The organism is Priestia abyssalis (assembly GCF_002019595.1).
GTDB classification, from domain to species: domain Bacteria; phylum Bacillota; class Bacilli; order Bacillales; family Bacillaceae_H; genus Bacillus_BA; species Bacillus_BA abyssalis.
The window spans coordinates 622113-642436 of record NZ_KV917369.1; the positions used below are offsets into that span (position 1 = coordinate 622113).

The 20324-nt window shown below is 37.5% G+C and carries 13 protein-coding genes and 3 pseudogenes; 12 read left to right on the plus strand and 4 right to left on the minus strand.

Features of this window, described 5'->3' with window-relative positions:
• Window positions 1-285: 285 nt before the first annotated feature.
• From BK575_RS03020 to BK575_RS03060, 9 genes and pseudogenes are all read left to right on the plus strand, one after another.
• Window positions 286-1542 (plus strand): MFS transporter, encoded by a 1257-nt coding sequence (locus BK575_RS03020; RefSeq protein ID WP_078408847.1) that lies wholly within the window; start codon window positions 286-288, stop codon window positions 1540-1542.
• A gap of 55 nt (window positions 1543-1597) precedes the next feature.
• Complete coding sequence (locus BK575_RS03025; RefSeq protein WP_407984333.1) at window positions 1598-3091, plus strand: glycoside hydrolase family 32 protein; 1494 nt, start codon at window positions 1598-1600, stop codon at window positions 3089-3091.
• Window positions 3092-3320: 229 nt separating this feature from the next.
• Window positions 3321-4292: a carbohydrate kinase family protein gene (locus tag BK575_RS03030; RefSeq protein ID WP_078408848.1), complete on the plus strand. Its 972-nt coding sequence runs from the start codon at window positions 3321-3323 to the stop codon at window positions 4290-4292.
• Window positions 4293-4357: 65 nt separating this feature from the next.
• Complete coding sequence (gene pyk / locus BK575_RS03035; RefSeq protein ID WP_078408849.1) at window positions 4358-5839, plus strand: pyruvate kinase; 1482 nt, start codon at window positions 4358-4360, stop codon at window positions 5837-5839.
• A 158-nt stretch (window positions 5840-5997) separates the two neighbouring features.
• Window positions 5998-6264: a phosphocarrier protein HPr gene (locus BK575_RS03040; protein ID WP_078408850.1), complete on the plus strand. Its 267-nt coding sequence runs from the start codon at window positions 5998-6000 to the stop codon at window positions 6262-6264.
• A 445-nt stretch (window positions 6265-6709) separates the two neighbouring features.
• Window positions 6710-7672, plus strand: a complete 963-nt coding sequence (locus BK575_RS03045; protein WP_169907512.1) for a sugar ABC transporter substrate-binding protein — start codon at window positions 6710-6712, stop codon at window positions 7670-7672.
• 374 nt (window positions 7673-8046) lie between these two features.
• A complete protein-coding gene (locus BK575_RS03050) occupies window positions 8047-9591 on the plus strand; it encodes a spore germination protein (protein WP_078408852.1) in 1545 nt (514 codons plus the stop codon).
• 6 nt (window positions 9592-9597) lie between these two features.
• The gene (locus BK575_RS03055; protein WP_078408853.1) at window positions 9598-10881 is read left to right on the plus strand and encodes a Ger(x)C family spore germination protein; all 1284 of its coding nucleotides are present in this window, start codon (window positions 9598-9600) and stop codon (window positions 10879-10881) included.
• Between the two features lie 76 nt (window positions 10882-10957).
• Window positions 10958-12057 (plus strand): annotated as a pseudogene (locus BK575_RS03060) (GerAB/ArcD/ProY family transporter).
• An 8-nt stretch (window positions 12058-12065) separates the two neighbouring features.
• Here BK575_RS03060 and BK575_RS03065 read toward each other — a convergent pair.
• Window positions 12066-12281 (minus strand): hypothetical protein, encoded by a 216-nt coding sequence (locus BK575_RS03065; RefSeq protein WP_078408855.1) that lies wholly within the window; start codon window positions 12279-12281, stop codon window positions 12066-12068.
• Window positions 12282-12648: 367 nt separating this feature from the next.
• Between BK575_RS03065 and BK575_RS03070 the strand changes: the two are divergent.
• A pseudogene (locus BK575_RS03070) lies at window positions 12649-14082 on the plus strand (IS4 family transposase).
• A gap of 458 nt (window positions 14083-14540) precedes the next feature.
• On the opposite strand, the pseudogene BK575_RS03075 reads toward BK575_RS03070, so the two are convergent.
• Window positions 14541-14741 (minus strand): annotated as a pseudogene (locus BK575_RS03075) (IS6 family transposase); the annotation flags it as partial.
• 294 nt (window positions 14742-15035) lie between these two features.
• Here BK575_RS03075 and BK575_RS03080 point away from each other — a divergent pair.
• Together BK575_RS03080 and BK575_RS03085 are read left to right on the plus strand one after the other, a co-directional pair.
• Complete coding sequence (locus BK575_RS03080) at window positions 15036-16604, plus strand: glycoside hydrolase family 32 protein (RefSeq protein ID WP_407984334.1); 1569 nt, start codon at window positions 15036-15038, stop codon at window positions 16602-16604.
• Window positions 16605-16940: 336 nt separating this feature from the next.
• Window positions 16941-17552, plus strand: a complete 612-nt coding sequence (locus BK575_RS03085) for a recombinase family protein (RefSeq protein ID WP_078408856.1) — start codon at window positions 16941-16943, stop codon at window positions 17550-17552.
• Between the two features lie 354 nt (window positions 17553-17906).
• Here the strand turns inward: BK575_RS03085 and BK575_RS03090 are convergent, their stop codons facing one another.
• On the minus strand, window positions 17907-18365 hold the full coding sequence (locus BK575_RS03090; RefSeq protein ID WP_235867292.1) for a hypothetical protein: 459 nt from the start codon (window positions 18363-18365) through the stop codon (window positions 17907-17909).
• A gap of 52 nt (window positions 18366-18417) precedes the next feature.
• Entirely contained in the window at window positions 18418-19431 is a 1014-nt protein-coding gene (locus tag BK575_RS03095) for a DUF3231 family protein (protein ID WP_078408858.1), read from the minus strand.
• Between the last annotated feature and the right edge of the window lie 893 nt (window positions 19432-20324).

Consider the following 20324-nt stretch of genomic DNA (forward strand, 5'->3'; position numbering starts at 1 on the left):
AATACCTCATTTTGAAAGCGTTTTATTCAAGTTACAATAAATGTGTAAGAAGATTTATAAATACAAGTAGTCCATTTTCATTCCAATTGTTTGGATACCGCCTATTTTTAATCATAAACACTAAGTAGCGCTCTTACGGAGATGTTTGAAAAACCTAGAAGGAGATTTTCTGAAGAGAGATTTTATATATTGTTTTGTTGGGAGACAATAGAATTTACCCGAGCACAAGAGTACCAAATTAGTCGAAAAGCGAGCGCAATAAGCGACGATAAGGAGATGTTGATTATGGTTAATAAAAGTAAAAATAACTATTGGGTATTAAGCGGATTTTTCTTCTTTTACTTTTTCACATGGTCTTCTGCAATGTCGTTATTTCCTATTTGGTTAAACCAGACATTGAATCTAGACGGTACAAAAACAGGTATTATCTTTTCTGTAAACGCTATCGCAGCATTGCTCATTCAGCCATTATATGGAATCATTTCAGATAAAATTGGGTTAAGGAAACGATTACTGTGGGTTATTGTTGCACTGCTAACACTGGTTGGTCCTTTCTTTATCTATGTATATGGTCCATTATTGCAATATAACATTGTTATGGGAGCTATCGTGGGCGGTGCCTATATAGGGGCAGCCTTCTTTGCAGGGGTAGGCGCAGTAGAATCGTATATTGAAAAAATCGGCAGAAAGTATGATTTTGAATACGGCAAATCCAGAATGTGGGGATCACTAGGTTGGGCAAGTGCTACATTCTTTGCGGGCCAATTATTCAATATTAATCCGAACATCAACTTTTGGATTGCTTCTGGTTCTGGTTTATGCTTAATTTTCATGTTGCTTTTAACAAAAGTTGATATTACAACAGAAGAACAAAAGAAAGCGGATTCTATAAAGCTGAAAGATGTTGGCTCATTATTAAAAATGAAAGAGCTTTGGGCATTTATGGTATACGTATTGGGAGTAAGCTGTATTTACTCCGTATACGACCAGCAGTTCCCGGTTTACTATTCATCTTTGTTCCCGACGCAAGAACAAGGAAATCAAATGTATGGATACTTAAACTCCATTCAAGTCTTTGTAGAAGCTGGAATGATGTTTGCTGCACCGTTCATCGTAAATAAAATTGGTCCTAAAAAAGCGCTTCTGCTAGCTGGATTTATTATGGCTGCAAGGATAATCGGTTCCGGAATAGCAACTGGTCCAATCTTCATTTCATCCATGAAGATGCTGCATGCACTTGAATTACCGATTATGCTAATTGCTATTTTTAAATATTTTTCTTCTAACTTTGATAATAGACTATCTTCTACATTGTATTTAGTTGGATTTCAATTCATTTCTCAAATCGGGGCAGCTTTCTTATCACCAGTTGCCGGGAAAATGTATGACATAATCGGATTCTCAAAAAGCTATTTGATTTTAGGAGCTATCGTACTTGCATTCACGCTTCTTTCCATCTTCCTATTATCAAATAAGTGGAAGAGGAACGAAAATGAGGTTGGACCGGTGTCGGACAATTCTGATCGCAGTGCTATTGCATAATGTTCTATTTTAAAAGGAACAAGCCAAAAATAAAGTTGAAGGTTAGGTGACTGAAATGAACATGAACTTACAACAACAAACAGAAAAAGCAAATACAGCTGTTCAAGAGAAATCAAAGGAGATTCGCACAGATTACAGACTGGGATACCATATTATGGCGCCTGCAAACTGGATTAATGATCCGAACGGTTTAATACAGTATAAAGGGGAGTACCATGTATTTTATCAACATCACCCATATGATGAAAATTGGGGACCGATGCACTGGGGGCATGTAAAAAGTAAAGACCTGGTTCACTGGGAACACTTGCCGATCGCTCTTGCTCCAACTGAAGCATATGAAAAAGATGGTTGTTTTTCAGGCAGCGCGGTTGATGATAATGGGATACTAACATTAATTTATACAGGAAATATATTTGTTGATCGTGAAAAAGATATACTTGATCAATCACAATGCATTGCGACAAGCACTGATGGTATTTATTTTACAAAAGAAGCTGTAAATCCGGTTATTTCAAAGCATCCAGAAGAAGGATCCGGACATTTCCGGGACCCAAAAGTGTGGAAGCATGCGGATCACTGGTATATGGTTCTAGGCACTCGGAAAGAAGATATCGGAAAAGTTGTTCTTTATAAATCAAAAGATTTAAGAAAGTGGGAGTATCTTGGTGTTTTGGCTGAAAGTGATGGAACAGAAGGCTATATGTGGGAGTGCCCCGATTTCTTTGAAATCGGCGGGAAACATGTGCTGTTATTTTCGCCGCAGGGAATAGAAGCGGATGGCGAGAAATATCAAAATCTGTTCCAAACAGGTTATATTGTGGGAGATTTCAATTATGATACACTCGAATTTTCGCGTGGTGAGTTTCAAGAGTTAGATTATGGACATGATTTCTATGCTGTTCAAACGCTCCTTGATGAGCATGGCCGACGTATCGCCATCGGCTGGATGGATATGTGGGAATCTCCGATGCCGACAAAAGAGCATGGCTGGGCCGGTGCTTTAACATTGCCTCGTGAACTTTCCCTAACTCCTGATGGGAAAATGGCCATGAACCCTGTTTCGGAACTTGAACTGCTCCGTGAGAAATCCATTGACTTGTCCATTGATAAACTCGATAGCGAAAGCTTTGATACCGGAATAAGAGAAGATTTACTTGAAATTAAGGTAGACTTTTCATTAAAAGATGTGACAGCAGACGAGTTTGGTTTAAAACTTAGATGTAGTGAAGAGGGAACAGAGGAAACCGTTGTGGGGTTTGATGTTACATCTTCTAAATTATTTATTAATCGTGAAAAGTCGGGTAAGGGAGTAAGCGGAGTTCGAAAAAGTAAAGTGGAACTAAAATCAGATACGTTGACATTGCACCTTTATCTAGATCGTTCATCTGTGGAAGTATTTGCTAATGATGGTCTTAACGTAATGACTAGTCGAATTTATCCGCAGACATCGAGTTTAGGTCTTCAATTCTATGCCAAAAACGGGGGTGTTCAGATCAAGGACTTAAACGTTTGGAAATTAAAAGATATTTGGAAAGAACGTGAATAAGGTAGTTTGTTTCAAGAACTTGTTAAACACGGATAAAGTTATACCCGTATGTTATATCATGCGATAGGTTCAGAAAAGGTATCACCATTTATTTCCTTTTAATAATGTGCGAATGTTACAACGAGCCAAGTGCTTTGATAAAAAGCCTTGGTTTCTTAATCTTAACTTAAAATCATATGTAATTTGAACTGAGAAAAGCGTTTATTAAACTATAAATGAGGTAGAACGTGTGGGAAAGTTATATTGTATTGGGGAAGCACTGATTGATTTTATTGCACTACAAAAAGGAACGGAACTCAAGAATGTACCAACTTTTGAGAAAGTACCGGGTGGAGCTCCGGCAAATGTGGCCGCAGCTGTCGCTAAGTATGGGGGAAAGTCCTCACTCATCACCAAGCTTGGTAACGATGCGTTTGGAGACTTTCTCATTGATATTCTAAAACAAAGCGATGTGGAGGTAGACAAAATATCGCGTACAAATGAAGCCAATACAGCCCTGGCTTTTGTTTCCGTTAAAGAAGACGGGGAGCGTGATTTTTCATTCTATCGTAATCCATCAGCAGATTTATTGTTAACGGAACATGAGATACAGTCAGATTGGTTCTCAAGAGGAGATATTCTTCATTTTTGTTCAGTGGATTTAGTAGAAAGTCCCATGAAATACGCTCATCGAAAAGCAATTGAAGCAGCCAAGTCACGTGGAGGCATTGTTAGCTTTGATCCGAATATACGCCTTTCTCTTTGGGACAATCCAACAGCCTGTCGAGAGACGGTTCTAACATTCTTGCCACTTGCCCATCTTATTAAAGTCTCTGATGAAGAGTTAGAATTTATCACAGGTATTTCGGATGTAAATGAAGCGATCCAATCCCTATTTGTAGGAGATGTGATAGCCGTTGTATATACAAAAGGTTCAAAAGGAGCCGAATTATATACAAAAGAAGGGAACTATCATTCTTCAGGATTTAAAGTAACGGTTGCGGATACAACAGGGGCGGGAGATGCCTTTATCGGAGGGTTTTTATACAAATTACTTGAAAAGGATGTTCAAGTGACAAATTTGGCTCAATTCTTGAATGCAAGGCATAAAGAAATTTTAGAGTTCGCGAATGCTAGTGGAGCCCTTACAGCATCTGTAAAAGGGGCTATACCTGCAATACCTGCCAAGAAACATATCTTAAACTTTTTAAGTACCAGATAAACTGAATTAATATGTTTACTTACCCATTTGGCAGAAAGTCTATCTATGTAGGAGTGATGAGTTGAATGAGAAATACGAAAATTGTTTGTACCATTGGTCCAGCTAGTGAGAAACCCGAAGTATTAAAGAAGTTAATCTTAGCTGGTATGAACGTTGCCCGATTGAATTTTTCACATGGATCGCATGAGGAGCATGCTGTTCGAATCGAGGCAATTCGAGCTTGTGCCAAAGAGTTAGGGAGAAATATAGCGATCCTGTTGGATACGAAAGGTCCGGAAATCCGTACAGGTATTTTAGAGAACGGACGGATCACCCTAAAACCAGGAGATCCATTTATCCTGACTACGGAAGATATGATTGGAAATCAGGAAAGAGTAAGTATCACCTATGATAGGCTTCCCGAGGACATCTACATTGGAGCGAAAATCTTAATGGACGACGGGCTTATCGAGCTACATGTTGAATCAGTCAACGGAAAGGAGATTCATTGTCGCGTAGTAGATGGTGGTGTTCTTAAAAATCAAAAAGGAGTGAATTTACCCAAAATAGCCACAAAACTCCCTGGCATCACAGAAAAAGACGTTGCTGATATTACCTTTGGAATCCGCATGAACGTCGATTTTATTGCTGCTTCTTTTGTACGAAAGGCAACAGACGTTCTTCAAATCAGAAAGATTTTGGAGGAGTATGGGGTAGATATTTCGATTATTGCAAAGATTGAAAATGAAGAGGGCGTTACTAATGCGGCTGACATTCTAGAGGTTGCGGATGGCTTGATGGTGGCCCGCGGTGACTTAGGAGTAGAAATTCCTGCTGAGGAAGTTCCCCTTGTTCAGAAAAGGTTGATCGCAGCTTGCAATGAAATGGGCAAGCCAGTGATCACCGCAACGCAAATGCTTGATTCCATGCAGAACAATCCAAGACCGACTAGAGCAGAGGCTAGCGATGTGGCCAACGCGATTTTTGATGGAACTGATGCGATTATGCTTTCTGGCGAAACAGCTGCTGGTAAATATCCAGTCGAATCTGTTGAAATGATGGACAGAATCGCAAGGAAAGCAGAGTCTTCTCCGATCTATAAAGAGCAGGTAAATCATACATCCCAAGGTCAGGTGACCATCACTGATGCAATGGCAAAAGCTGTAACCGTAACGGCTCGAACTTTGGATGCGAAGGCTATTTTAACACCAACTGAGAGTGGTTATACGGCGAACATTGTATCAAAGCATCGACCATCCTGCCCTATCATTGCCGTCACTCCGCATAAGAGAGTACTTAACCAATTGGGGTTAGTGTGGGGAGTACATCCAATTTTATTCGAAAGTCCTGACAATACCGATGAAATGATGGGGAAAGCGATTCAGGCTGCTGTGGAGAAAAAGTTTATTAAGCACGGAGATGTGACGGTAATCAGTGCAGGTGTACCTGTTCGTGAAGCTGGAACAACGAACATGATGAAGGTCCATGTAGTTGATAACGTGGTTACAAGAGGAAGCGAAGTCGGCGATGAATCAGCTGAAGGTAAGGTAGTGTATGTTAATAGCTGATAATACTGATAGGTATTTAGCATTATAAAAGGCAAATCAGAAATAACAAACGATTACGATAGATAGGAAAAAAATAAACATTTTAAAGCAAGGTCCAATCGACCCCAATGAAGAAAACATTGTAAATATTTCAAATTAGATGTAGGAGATTGATAAACATGGTAGAAAAACAATTCACAGTAGTAGCAGATTCAGGAATTCACGCTCGTCCAGCGACAACATTAGTACAAGCAGCAAGCAAGTTCAATGCTGATGTTAACTTAGAGTACAATGGTAAAACCGTTAACTTAAAATCAATCATGGGTGTTATGTCTCTAGGTATCCGGAAAGATGCTATTATCAAAATTACTGTTGATGGATCTGATGCAGCAAATGCCATTACTGCTTTAGAAGATACAATGTACAAAGAAGGTTTAGCAAAATAAGGGCAAAAGAAATTTTAGCAGAGTCTTTTACTTATAAAATAAAACCTAGAGTTAAACAGCGAACATCGTATCAAAATATCGACCATCCTACCCAAACATAACCGTCACTCCGTATGAGAAAGTACTTAACGGATTATAGGATCAGAGAGATGAATCCTGTTAGCATAAAAATTAGAATAAGATCTCCCTTTTTATATTGAGTTGGACACAATATGTCTCGACAGGACTTATTGTGTCCTTGTTAGTTTTTAAGGTTAGTTGACTAAGAGGCAGGTTTGTCAACAGGGGATGTCTGTCCAAAATGAAGTAACAACTTTTCGAAAACAATTTTTTAGTAGAATTCTAAATAAGCATTCTACAATTAGCTTTCTTTGCTATTAACTTTTTTTGTTGGATTCCTTTTCAATACCCATCTATCCACAGCATCATGAGAGGAGGACGAATAATGAAAAAGAGATGGATGATCCTATTGTTTTGTATTTTTCTTCTTACTGTCTTAATAGGCTGTACAGTTAAGCTCCTTAAAGAAAATGATAAGCCTAAAGTGGTCGTTGTGTTAAAAGAATTAAATACACAGTATTGGAATATTGTAAAAGCAGGGGTAGAAAAGGGGTTTCAAGATTTTGGTATAGATGGTAAAGTTATCGCAACCCGTAATAGATTAGCAGAAGAACAGGACCGTATATTAGAAAATGTTCTTAGAGAAAAACCGGATGTATTAATTGTCTCTCCGCTTCTTTCATCTAATATTCCTATTTTAAAGGAGTTTGACAAAAATAATATTCCCGTATTGCTAGTAGATACAGATGCTCCTTGGGGAAATAAAACTTCTTATATTGGTACTGATAACTTTGAGTTGGGTCAAAAAGCAGGGGAGTTACTAGCATCTCAATTGCAGCCTGGAGATAAAGTGGCCATTATCTTTTCTAATAGTGATTTAGTCCATCCGGTTTTTAGTGAACGGATAAAAGGAGCTACATTTAGTTTAGAAGGTGTAGGAATCAAAATTGTAACAGAAAAACTAAAGTTACAAAATGAACCTTTGGCTGTTAAAAAAGCAATGACAACGATTTTGCAAAAACATCCTGATACGAAAGGTGTATTTGCCTTAAATGACGTAAGGGCATTAAGTGCTTTAGAGGTCATTGAGGACCATGGGTATAAAATGCCAGTCATAGGAGCAGATGGAATTAGTGAACTGGTTGAGTTAATAGGAGATGGAACTTTAACTGGTACAGTGGCCCAGAACCCTTATGATATGGGATATATAAGCGTGGAACAAGCATTGAAAATAGTTAAGGGAGAACTCATAGAAAAGAGGATTGATAGCGGGGTTGACATTATTATCAAAGAGAATGCGAAAGATAAATTGGAATTTTTGAAAGAAAATGTAAGATTGGGGAAGTAAGATGTTAAAAACTTTTATGCAGCTCCTAGGCCACTCAGAATCTGAGTGGCCTAGGAGCTGTGTCCAAGTTCGATAGATTTTTTTGCGCGAGATTATAAAAACATCATGTATCTTGTTTATATCATGTCCAGTCTCACTGTCTCCCCTGTATTATAAATGATTCCTGGTAAACGTATTAAAGTAACTGTTTTCGGGTTTAAGCAATCACTTAACAGACACTTTATCTGAAGGTATTGTAACGCCATAAAGGTTAGTAAGTAATAAGGGCAAATGGTCAACTTTCCTTTACTCAAGATACTTTATAGAGAGACAAGTATATAATCGGAAATAATGTAAAAAAATAGAACAGAGATAAGGGGGTGTACTATCTGGATATGTTTAGGAAGAAATCTTACAAAAACAGAAAAAAGGGCCCTTTCATTAATCCAACTGATTCCCACCTTAGTGAAGGTCAACTAAATATCGATTTACAAGAGAACTTACATATTCTTAAACATGAATTGGGGAACACTGCTGACTTAATTATTCGGAAGTTCATAATCGGCAGACCGAGGAAAGTCGAAGTGGCAGCGATTTACATGGAAGGCTTAGCGGATGATGAACTTGTCAATGAATTCATTACTCATTCTCATTCCTTAATAGCTGAATCATCTGAATTCGTTGAAATAGAGAACAATCATATATCTTATATCCAAAACACCTTTGATTTGACAAAAGAAATGGCTTTAACTACCGGAAGTACAAAAGTTACTAGTCATTGGGGAGAAGTTATTTCGTCACTATTGGATGGAAATACGATTATATTATTTGACGGTTATCATGATGCATTGAACATTAGTACAACGGGCAGTGATTATAGAGCGATATCAGAACCGACCACACAGACGGTGGTAAGGGGTTCCAAAGAAGGTTTTATTGAATCGATTAGCTCCAATACGGTGATGGTTCGTCGGCGGATTAAAAATGGAAAACTAAGAGTAGAAAAGATGAAAATGGGTGACATATCTAATACGGATGTAGCCATCATGTATATAGAAGGCATCGCAAAAGACCAAACCCTGACTAAAGTTAAGCGGCGATTGGAGAAAATTGATACCAATGCCATTTTGGAATCCAATCATATTGAAGAATTGATTGAGGAAAAAACGCTTACGCCATTTCCTACCGTATTTACTACGGAAAGACCTGATCAGTTATCTAGGAATTTATTAGAAGGTAAAGTAGCCATTTTCGTAGAAGGAACACCGTTTGCGCTCCTTGTCCCCAGCGCATTTTCCGAGTTCTTCAAAACATCTGAAGACTATACTCTACGTTATGGTATCAGCAGTTTAATAAGGATATTAAGATACATAGCTTTTCATTTTTCCATATTCAGCTCGCCAATTTATATTGCATTGATTACTTATCATCAAGAAATTGTCCCGACAAATTTCTTAATCAGTCTTATTGCCCAGCGTGAAGGAGTTCCTTATCCGGCTATTATTGAGGCACTGCTATTAGAGTTCACTTTTGAAATTTTGCGGGAAGCTGGAATTCGTATCCCTCGAGCGATTGGACCAACCATTTCCATTGCCGGCGCTTTAGTCATTGGTGAAGCAGCTGTATCTGCAGGGCTTGTTTCCCCTACTATGACTATTGTCGTTGCACTGACAGCTATTTCAAACTTCGCCATTCCTTCATACAGTATGGCGAACGCTACTAGAATACTTCGATTTATATTCATGATATTGGCTTCCTTTTCAGGGCTTTATGGAATCGCGTTAGGATATTTAATCATGGCGGCCCATTTATGCAGCTTGCAGTCATTCGGGGTTCATTATTTATCTCCATTTGCTCCTTTTTATTTAGCAGGACATAAGGATGCTGTTCTTCGTTTTCCATTTTCACTTCTAGACCAAGACAGTAAGGAGAACCGTTAGGAAAAAATGCTTACCACGAATCATAAAAAAGAGAATTCAATTACCGAAGTCCTGAGTATTGGTAAAGAGCTGATTGATATGAAACTTAATTGGTTGAAGGTGATGTCCATATTTTTGTGTTTTCTATTTGTCATCGTATTTCTTACGGGGTGTTGGAACCAAAAAGAATTAGGTGACATTGCCATGGTTACGAGTGTAGGGGTAGATAAAGTACCAGATAAAGATACTTATCTTTTTACGTTCCAAATTATTATCCCACGTCAGGTATCTTCTGTCCAAGGAGGAGGGGGAGGTGAACAAGCCCCTGTAACCATTATTTCACAAAAGGGAAAAACATTATTCGAAGCGGTCCGTGGAGCCTCTCAAAAAATACCGAGTCAATTGTTTTTCCCCCATACGCGTTTGTTTGTTTTTAGTGAAGATGTGGCAAAAGACGGGCTAAAGGATTTTTGGGACATTTTCGAGAGAGATCACGAAATGCGTCCTCTAACCACCATCTTAATTGCCAAAGGAATGGAGGCAAAGACTGTTCTTAGTATTATGACGCCAATTGAAAAAATTCCGTCTAATGGCCTGTTAGAGAAAAGTAAGATGACTGAAAAGAGGTCGGCCTTTACTATTCGAGCCGATATTGACGATATAATCAAAGCCATTGGAACAGAAGGAAAAGAGCCGTTTATCGGTGGTGTAAAAGTGATGGGAAGTCCTCAAGCGGCACAGGCTGACAATATTAAACAGATTGAACCGAAGGCAGTTATTGCAACTGATGCTATTGCCCTTTTTCGCGGCGGAAAACTCCAAGGCTGGCTAAAAGATCGTTCAGCCCGGGGGTTATTATGGGTGCTGGGAAAAGTTAAAACCACTGTTGTTAATGTTAAGTGTAAAAATAAAGAAGATCGTATTAGTGTTGAAATAATTCGTTCAAAAGCTCAGATTCATTCACAAATGAAAAATGGAAGACCAAGAATTCAAGTTATGATAAGAACTGAGGCAAGCGTAGGGGAAACGGGGTGTTTCATTGATTTGGCAGATCCTCATGAAATTACCAGGATCCAAGAGAAAGTGGAAAAAAGAATTAAAAAAGAGGCTGAAGCTGCCATCCGTGTTGCCCAAAATCATCAAAGCGATGTTTTTGGCTTTGGAGCTGCCATTCATCGTTCTCACCCAGAACAGTGGAAAAAATGGGGGAAGGATTGGAAAAACCATTTTAGTGAAATGGAAGTTGAAGTGAAGGCAGATGTGTCTATTCGTCGTTCCGGCCTGCGTAACCAACCGCTTAAGAACAAATAGTATCTTCTAACCTGGAATCTATAGAGAGTTGGATAAACCAGCGAATGTGTGAGTCAAAAAAGGAAGGTTGATTCCGATGGAAAATGGAAAGATTAACGCGTTGCAAATGTTTTGTCTTATCGTTTTATTTGCCCTTGGTACATCCATCGTAGTCAGCTATGGTGCGGAAGCAAAACGAGATGCCTGGCTGGCCATTCTACTTGGTGGTTTTTTCGGAGGAACACTGATATTTATGGTCTATAGTTCCCTATATCGGCTTTATCCCAATCTCTCCCTCATCCTTTATGCTCAACAAATAGCAGGAAAATGGATTGGCTGGCTATTGGGAGTAGCCTTCATTATTTATTTTATCCATGGGGCTGCACGGGATCTTCGTGATTATGGAGAGTTGCTTACAGCATCCATGTTTACTGAAACACCGTTATTTATCATACATGTCATGATGATTCTTACCATGATTTATGTCTTGCGCCTTGGGATTGAAGTTCTAGGGAGAGTTGCCGAACTTTCTTTTGTGATCATTTTTGGGTTAGGCATTACGGGGATTATTTCAGTTTTATTGTCAAACAAGGTAGCTCTCAATCAGTTATCTCCCATTATGGAAAATGGATTGAAAAGAGTACTCTCTGATTCGTTTCCAAGTTTGTTCGTCGTACCATGGGGGGAAATGCTGACTTTTACCTTGATTTTACCTTACTTAAATAACCCACGATCAGTGATGAAAGTAGGATTGTCCGCTGTTCTTTTTAGTGCGGTCACCTTATCTTTTACGATTATGCTGAATATTTCAGTTCTTGGCGCTGATGTTTTCACCCGATCTAATTTCGCCTTATTTGAGACCATTAGAAGAGTAAGTCTCATGGAATTTATTGAACGCTTAGATCCTATTGTTCTTCTGACGCTTATTATCGGGGATTTCTTTAAGGTTGGCATTTTTTTTATGCCACCGTCATTGGAACAGCGGATCTGTTTAAGGTAAAGAACCATAAAACGCTTGTTTTTCCCGTCGGAATTATCATATTATTAGCATCACTGACAGTTGCAGGCAACTTTGCTGAACATATCAAGATTGGGGCGGGATTGCTCCCTCCTTATGTTCATGTTCCAATAACAGTGATCATACCCTTTCTGTTATTGATAGTAGCATTAATTCGTAAGCGCTTTAGTTCGCACTAATGTTCTATTTACGCTCTTTTTTTATAAAAAGAATAAATGACAGTCATTAAGAAAAATAAGAGTAAACAAATCAAAATAATGTATTCTGCTATATTCATCATCAGGTAGTGATTAACAATAATTTCAATGGCAGTGTTCGCCTTGAGGCCAATTAAAAGTTGAAAAGTAAAGTCAATGAGATGAATAAGTAAAATCAATAGAAGAAAGATCAATAATACTTTCAAAAAAATCATACCCCTTAAGGAAAGATATCAAATAATACCTTTTCGTTAAATATGAAGGAAAGATGATGTCCAAGTAAGAATGAAGAACAAAGTTTTCCCACATAATTTAGCCATTATGCTAAGGTTTTATGTGAACTCAATGGTATAAATAGGATGCGACCGCCTTCCCATCAAGCTAATGACAGGGATCAAGAACAGTATTATATAATTAATGACCTATATCCTTACTGGAAAATTGAACTTTAAGGTTAAGCTTTTTATTACTGGGGTAGCGCCGCATGCCCATCAAGCTAAAGAAATAAATTTCCCCCAAAATGAAAAAACGTTATCCTTTCAGTAAAATACTTGAAAAGGATGACGCTTTTTCATGGATCTCTCGCTTTCTAAAGAATTACATCTATTTTCACAAGAATTACAACGTCTTCTATCTCCCATAGTCCTACAAGACATCGCTAGACAAGTTGGATTTGTACAGCGATCGAATAAGTATCAAGCAGATGAACTCATGGCCCTTTGTGTTTGGTTCAGCCAAGAAGTCGCTCGTACATCACTTACGCAACTATGTAGCCGGTTAGAGGCTTCGACGGGCGTACTCATGAGCCCAGAAGGTCTGAATCAACGCTTTAATCCAGCAGCTGTCGCCTTCCTCCGAGAAGTCTTTACTTTACTTTTAACACAGAAACTCTGTGCGACACAATCGCTATCTTCCCGTATACTATCTACCTTCGAACGTATTCGGATTTTAGATGCGACGGTGTTTCAGCTACCTGATTCCTTCTCCACTGACTATCAAGGTTCAGGTGGAAGTAGTAATACGGCTGGTGTGAAGATCCAATTGGAATACGATTTACTGAGTGGACAATTTTTAAACGTACAGCTAGGGCCGGGGAAAAATAATGACAAAACCTATGGCACGACTTGTTTAGAAAGTGTGGAGGCAGGTGATTTATGTCTGCGTGACCTAGGGTATTTTGACTTGCAAGATTTACAAGCCATTCATGGGAAGGAAGCTTACTATATCTCACGGTTAAAGCTAAATACACGCATTTACATCAAGAACCCTGAGCCAGAATATTTCAAAAATGGCACATTGAAAAAGCAAACGGAATATATTCAGCTCGATATGGCACACATCATGAAGGAACTGGAACCAGGTGAGACCATGGAAATTTTGGAAGCTTACATTGGCCAGATTCAGAAATTACCGACACGTGTCATCATTCATCGATTAACCAATGATCAAACCGAAACACGTCTGAAAAACCAAGCTGTACGCGAGAAAAAGAAAGGCATTGTCATGAGGGACAAAAGTAAGCAGCTCATGGGGATCAACGTCTATATCACGAACACACTACCCAAAGAAGTACCGACAACCTATGTGCACTCGTTGTATTCGTTACGCTGGCAGATTGAGATTTTATTTAAAACATGGAAGTCCTTCTTTGAAATCGATGAATGTAAAACCATCAAGAAAGAACGCCTAGAGTGCCATTTATATGGACAACTCATTGGCATTCTTCTTTGTTCTTCCACCATGTTTCAGATGCGACAACTTCTACTTGAAAAGAAGAAGTAAGAGCCGAGCGAATATAAAGCGATTTATATGATTAAAGATTACTTTCCGTTATTATTTCGGGCCATAACAGGTGATCCAAATGAACTTGTCATGATTCTCCATCGTCTCTATCGATCGCTTAAGAAAAATGGACGTAAATGTCATCGATATAAAAAGAAGACCGTCTTTGATATTCTAGGGATTGTGTACGAAACGACAGTGAAACATGGACAACAAGCTGCCTAGCAAAAAAATCGTATTTTAATAGGCTTCTTTGGCATGCCTACTTTTCCATCACTCGCTCGTTTTGAAACAAGAATGATTTCGTACCTAGTCATTTACATCGTTAGCTTGATGGGCATGGGGTAGCGCCGACATTTCGCGGATATTATACGCTAAGATATTTTCTTGAAGATGAAATGTTAACTTTCCTATGCTAAGCACTTTTTTCACCATAAACCCTCGTTTTTGGTTAATTTAAAAGTACATTTTTCATTGCTATTTTTGATTTGTTTTTCTATCACTGAAAGTAAAACCAAAAACAAATAACCGAAACCCTACTCTGATAACCGTTTTTGGTAAGATTCATAGACCAAAACACACGTTTTTTACAATATTTGTCTTAACGTATAATATCCGCGTTTTGACGTCGGGACCCCTTACTGAAGTAAGTTTTTATTTGATTGTTTGTTCCAGTAGAGTTATTTATTATAGATGTCATCTACTCTCCACGAGTCATTCGTTTGTTTGAGATGACGATGGATTGTGGACCATATGGATGTACCCAACGCATAATCGTTGTGTGAGCCACGGATAAGCCACGTTCCTTGATCATTTCCACCAAATCATGAAAACTTAGTTGTACCGTATGTACACCGCTGATAATGATTCCATTTGAAAAAAATTTATTTTTTCATACCGATCACACCTTTTTAGAGTAATAAGGGGAATTTATTTCCTCACTATAAAGTTTATCCTTAGTTTTAATACTCATGTTTGTAATCGTTTTACGTACATGAGCTAATAATAAAGCTGGCTCGAACATGTGTTAATAAAATTTAATTTAAAAGTTAAACCTATTTTTGAAGAAAATTTATTTAAATACAAACAGATAGCTATCTGCCTTGACACTTTGTTTGAGGGTTAACGGTTTTGTTTTTTTTGTTTCGAAATAACACTTTTTAAAGGAAGGTAAAATTATGAAGATTTTGAGAATGAATAGCATTGTCGCTGTTATAGTAATTTTGGCGGTTTTTACAACATTTTTTAGTATGAATGGGATTAAAGTCGATGCAAGATGGAAAGACCATTCCACTGGTTATTACTCAGAAAAATACCGTCCTCAATTTCATTTTACTTCAGAAAAAAATTGGATGAATGACCCCAATGGTTTGGTTTTTTATAAAGGAAAATATCATATGTTTTATCAATATAACCCTTATGGTAACAAGGGGGGGAACACGAGTTGGGGACATGCGGTAAGCAAGGATCTTGTCCACTGGAAGCATCTCCCTGTTGCCTTAAAGCCTGATAAGCTTGGAATGATCTTTTCCGGTAGCATTGTCGTAGACAAGCATAATACAAGTGGACTATTTAAAGCAAAGTCCGGTGGTTTGGTTGCAATATATACTAGTGCGGGGGATACTCAGCAACAAAGTATAGCCTATAGCACGAATGAGGGAAAAACCTGGACTAAGTACAAGGGAAATCCAGTTCTTCCGAACCCAGGGATAAAAGACTTTAGAGATCCAAAGGTTATCTGGTATGAGAAAGAGAAAAAGTGGGTAATGATCCTGGCTGCAGGCGATCATGTAAGATTTTATTCTTCCAAGAATTTGAGGGAATGGAAATACATGAGTAAATTTGGAGAAAATGAAGGAGCTCATGGAGGGGTTTGGGAGTGCCCGGAATTATTTATACTCCCTGTGAATGGGGATCCGAACAATACCAAATGGGTATTGCAGGTTGATATCAATCCTGGAGCTGTTGCGGGCGGTTCTGGAGGACAATACTTTATTGGAGAATTTGACGGCATAAAATTTGTCAATGACCATCCTCCTGATGAAATTCGCTGGGTTGATTATGGCAAAGACTTTTATGCGACTCAAACATGGTTTAATACAAAAAACCGGGAGATTTGGATTGCCTGGATGAACAATTGGGAATATGCTGAATCTATCCCGACTCATCCGTGGAGAGGTGCCATGTCTCTTCCTAGAGAACTAACGTTAAAAACATTTCCAGGAGAAGGAATTAAACTGGTTCAAACTCCTGTTAAAGAGTTACAGAGAATTGAGCAAAATCCATATAAATGGAAGAATAAAAGGATAAACCCCGGTAAAAATGTGCTTTCAGATATAAGCGGTAAAACGATTGAAATTACAGCTGAATTTGAATTAGGCTCTGCTTCCGAGTTTGGTTTTAAAGTAAGAAAAGGAAAAAATGAAGAAACCATTATCGGGTATGACGCAGTACGCAATCAGCTGTTTGTGGACAGAACTAATTCTGGACAAGATCAATTTAATAAACAATTTGCAGGTAAGCATATGGCCACGCTGCATCCTGTAGATAATCGAATAAAATTACACATTTTTGTGGACCATTCATCTGTTGAAGTGTTCGGAAATAATGGTGAGATAGTGATTACAGATCAAATTTTTCCTGATCCCTCAAGTGAAGGTCTGGAGCTATTTGCAAAAAATGGAGATGTACTGTTAATTTCTTTAACAGTGAACAAGTTAGAGTCCATTTGGCAGAAAAACAAATAGCTTGTTAAATATAGATAAGGAAAATAAATATTGAAACTAAAACACCAAGCAAAGATAAATAAAACCGAATTTAAGGAACTATAAAAAATGTAACAGGGTTACCCCTGTTTTTTTCATTCATGAAAGATGATTTGTTTTAGATTCTTCATGAGGATGGTTATTATACCCGTTCGGAAAAGTGCACTTTTCCGAACGGGTATTTTTTGCCCAAAAACGAATATTTTTTACGTTCGTTTAAGTATAAAAATAATTTACGAACGTCCGTGATTTTCCTATCACTTTTCCAAACGTTTTTGATAGAATAAAAGATAGAATGAGCAGGAAAGGGAGTAAAAAATGGACGTTCGGAAATTTGGATACATACGAGTTAGCAGTAAAGATCAAAATGAAGGTCGACAACTTGAAGCCATGAAAAAAATGGGAGTTGACCAACGGGACATTTTTACGGATAAACAAAGTGGAAAAGATTTTGACCGTGTCCAGTATCAATTATTGAAGCGCATCATTCGTAAGGGGGATGTCCTTTACATTCATTCACTCGATCGTTTCGGACGGAACAAAGAAGAGATACTTCATGAGTGGAATGACATTACGAAAAATATTCAGGCGGACATCGTGGTTTTGGATATGCCGTTGTTGGATACTACTCAATTTAAAGACAGTCTTGGTACCTTCATTGCGGATTTGGTTCTACAGATCCTGTCTTGGATGGCAGAGGAAGAACGAGATCGAATTCGAAAACGGCAGCGTGAAGGAATTGATATGGCTTTGCAAAACGGTGCAGCTTTTGGCCGGCCAAAAGTTCAGGTAACAGATGAGTTTAAGGAAGTGTACCATCGATGGAAAGCAGGAGAGATGACAGCTGTGAAGGCTATGCAGGAAGTAGGTCTAAAAAAGACGACCTTTTATAAACTTGTCAGGGAGTATGAAGAAGGAGTACAAAAATAAATCTATATAATGGGAAGAAACTCGTCAAAAAATTAGCATCTGCTTAGGTTAAAGCAGATGCTTTTTCAACAAAGGGGGATTATCTGAACATAGATTTATGAACAGAGTTTTTGGACAGATTTATAGGAAAAAATCTACGAAACTAATAATGAACTTGATGTGTCCAGAAAATAGTGACTTTCTGAACACTGTATGTCGGTAATAATCCGTGTACAGAAAGTTTAAGGAGATAAATTATGTCTTATTCGTTATTCAACAAACAGGCCATATTGCGGAGGAACTCATTCTCAAAACATTTATTATAAATGCCATGTCAAAAAAGAACGCTAAAGCTCTCATCTTATTATAGCGTTCTTATTTTACGAAGAATGTAATGTATTTTTTTACAATTAAACCTATAAAAACACCAGGGATGACAAATATCATTGGTAAAAAAACTGGTCCAAACAATACCCCAAAAATTGTCATTTCTCCAGAATAAATTGTACCAATAGTAACAAAATACGCTGCAAATACGAATGGAAGAAAAGAAAATGGGTCTTTTCCTCCACCAGCATCTTTAAAAGCATCCCATATCGAAAAAAAGTATAGGCATGGATAAAACATAAGCCACTGATAGTTGGTTACTTCAATCGAAGAAGGAATATCCCCTTGAAAACTTAAAAGGATTGCTAGGTTAAAGTTAGCTTGGATATTTACCAAGAATTCTAATAGAATTAAGGTTATACCTTTTATATATCTTTGATTCAGAATCTGCCCAAATCCTGGTAACGCTATTGACCAGAATAATTTTTCAGTCGAACTCTTTTCCACATCTTTAACACCTACTTCCATCATTTCACTATTAATGTACTATGTATTAACACTACTCTTTTGCTAACCTTTTATGGTCTGGGATTTGGGGAGGCTGTTCTAACCAGGCCTTTTTAATCATTATGTCGACACCATTTTTGGCAAATTGAGAAACTTCTGTTGTTAGGCGAACATAAGAAGTTGCAATATCTGTTCTTAAGGAAGCTGCTGAAGCAGTTGCATAATTTGATATACTTGATGCAATGATTAAAGATGTATGAAACATAATTAATTTATCAGAAAATGGCGATACTGTTGAATCCGTTACTTCCAAATCCCATGGCATTGGTGATGGAAGGTCATCATCAGTTAAAAGAGTAGTAAAAACTTGCACATGTTTTGTAGCAATTTCCTTCCCTTCTAGACAATAGTTTCGAACTTTTTTAGACTTAGCAACCTGAGCAAAACCTCCCAAAAGAGCTTTACCTAAGGAGTTCGTTTCAACATTTGCTTCTATATGAGTAATTTCTATAACATTCAAAGGTCTATTATTGTGAGTTAAATTTAGTATTCCGCCTAAATAACTCTTTTTTTCAACAAAGTCAACATGATTGGGTGTTGTAACATAAGGTGGTCTTACAAATAATCCCTTTGATAATAACGTTTCTGCTGTTTTATTATATAAATCGATTGAAGATTGTATTGCTTGATTTAGAAAAGCACGGACATCCGAGTGAGCACTAGTTGCTAAGGCTACACCATAAATAGATAATCCAACTTTTGACATGTTTTTAAGATAATATAAATAAAACGAATCAGAAAATAAGCGTGGGGCATTGGGGCTAACATCCTCATCAGTAAATCCAATTGGCAGTGGTTGATTGTCGTTTTTTAGAATTTCTTTACTATAATTAAAATTCTTAACTGATATATCTAGTGCAAATTGTAATACCGACTTTATCTCATGATCCTCAACATTAGCTAAAAAATATTTCAGAATGCAAATAGCAAAACTGTTGTTTTGATAACTACTCCAGATTACCGCGATTTCAGAAGATGTTAATCTTGAATTTAAATCTCTCTGCATGTAAGCCCCTCCATCAAATCAGATAACTTTATTATTAGAAAAAAAGACAAAAGTATTCCGATGAAAAATGAAATTATCATTTGGAATTTCCATTAGTAATTCCAAATGTAATGAGGCTGAAGTTTGTCTGACAGAATAGATATTATGGGAAATTTATTTGGATTTATGATAGCTCTATCTTGTTCAACCATGTAAGAACATAATCTTTTTGCGTTTTCTGTGGTGAGGCATAGCCTCATGGTTGGCTAACGGGTGGCATTACTCAAATAGGTCGTGCCACCTTTTTTATTGAACAAACGGGGGAGTTTTGTTGAAAAATACTTACACATATAGATGTTGTTTATTGGATACTTTAACAAGAAAAAGGGAAGCAAGTCTTTGAGGAAGGAATGATAAAGTTATGACAATAAAAATTCAAAGATTAGTTAATGTTGCTATGGTCTTACTATCGTGGTTAACACTACCCCTATTAGGGTCACGCAACATAAAAAGATTTCTTCTCGCATCCATCCTTATTTTTTTCGTAGAAACGCTTCATGCAAGATATGGGAAGAAACAAAGGTGGTGGGTTTTCTTTAATAAACCTAAATCCTTCCTTTTTGGGGAGTTGCCCTTTGAAATTGGTCCATTTTTAGCAATCTCAATGTGGTTTCTGAAGTGGACTCACGGAAATTTTAAATGGTTTATTTTACTCAATGGAATTACACATGCTATCTTTGCATACCCAATCACATATTTTGCAAAGAAATTTAGATATTATACAATGGTTCGATTTAATAACTTTCAATTTTTCCTTTATTTCTTTTCTAAGGCATTTTTATTGTATTGGTTCTAATACCTTTTTGAACTAAAAGGTAAAAGAGAATTTTAAACTATCTTACTATTGTAAATAA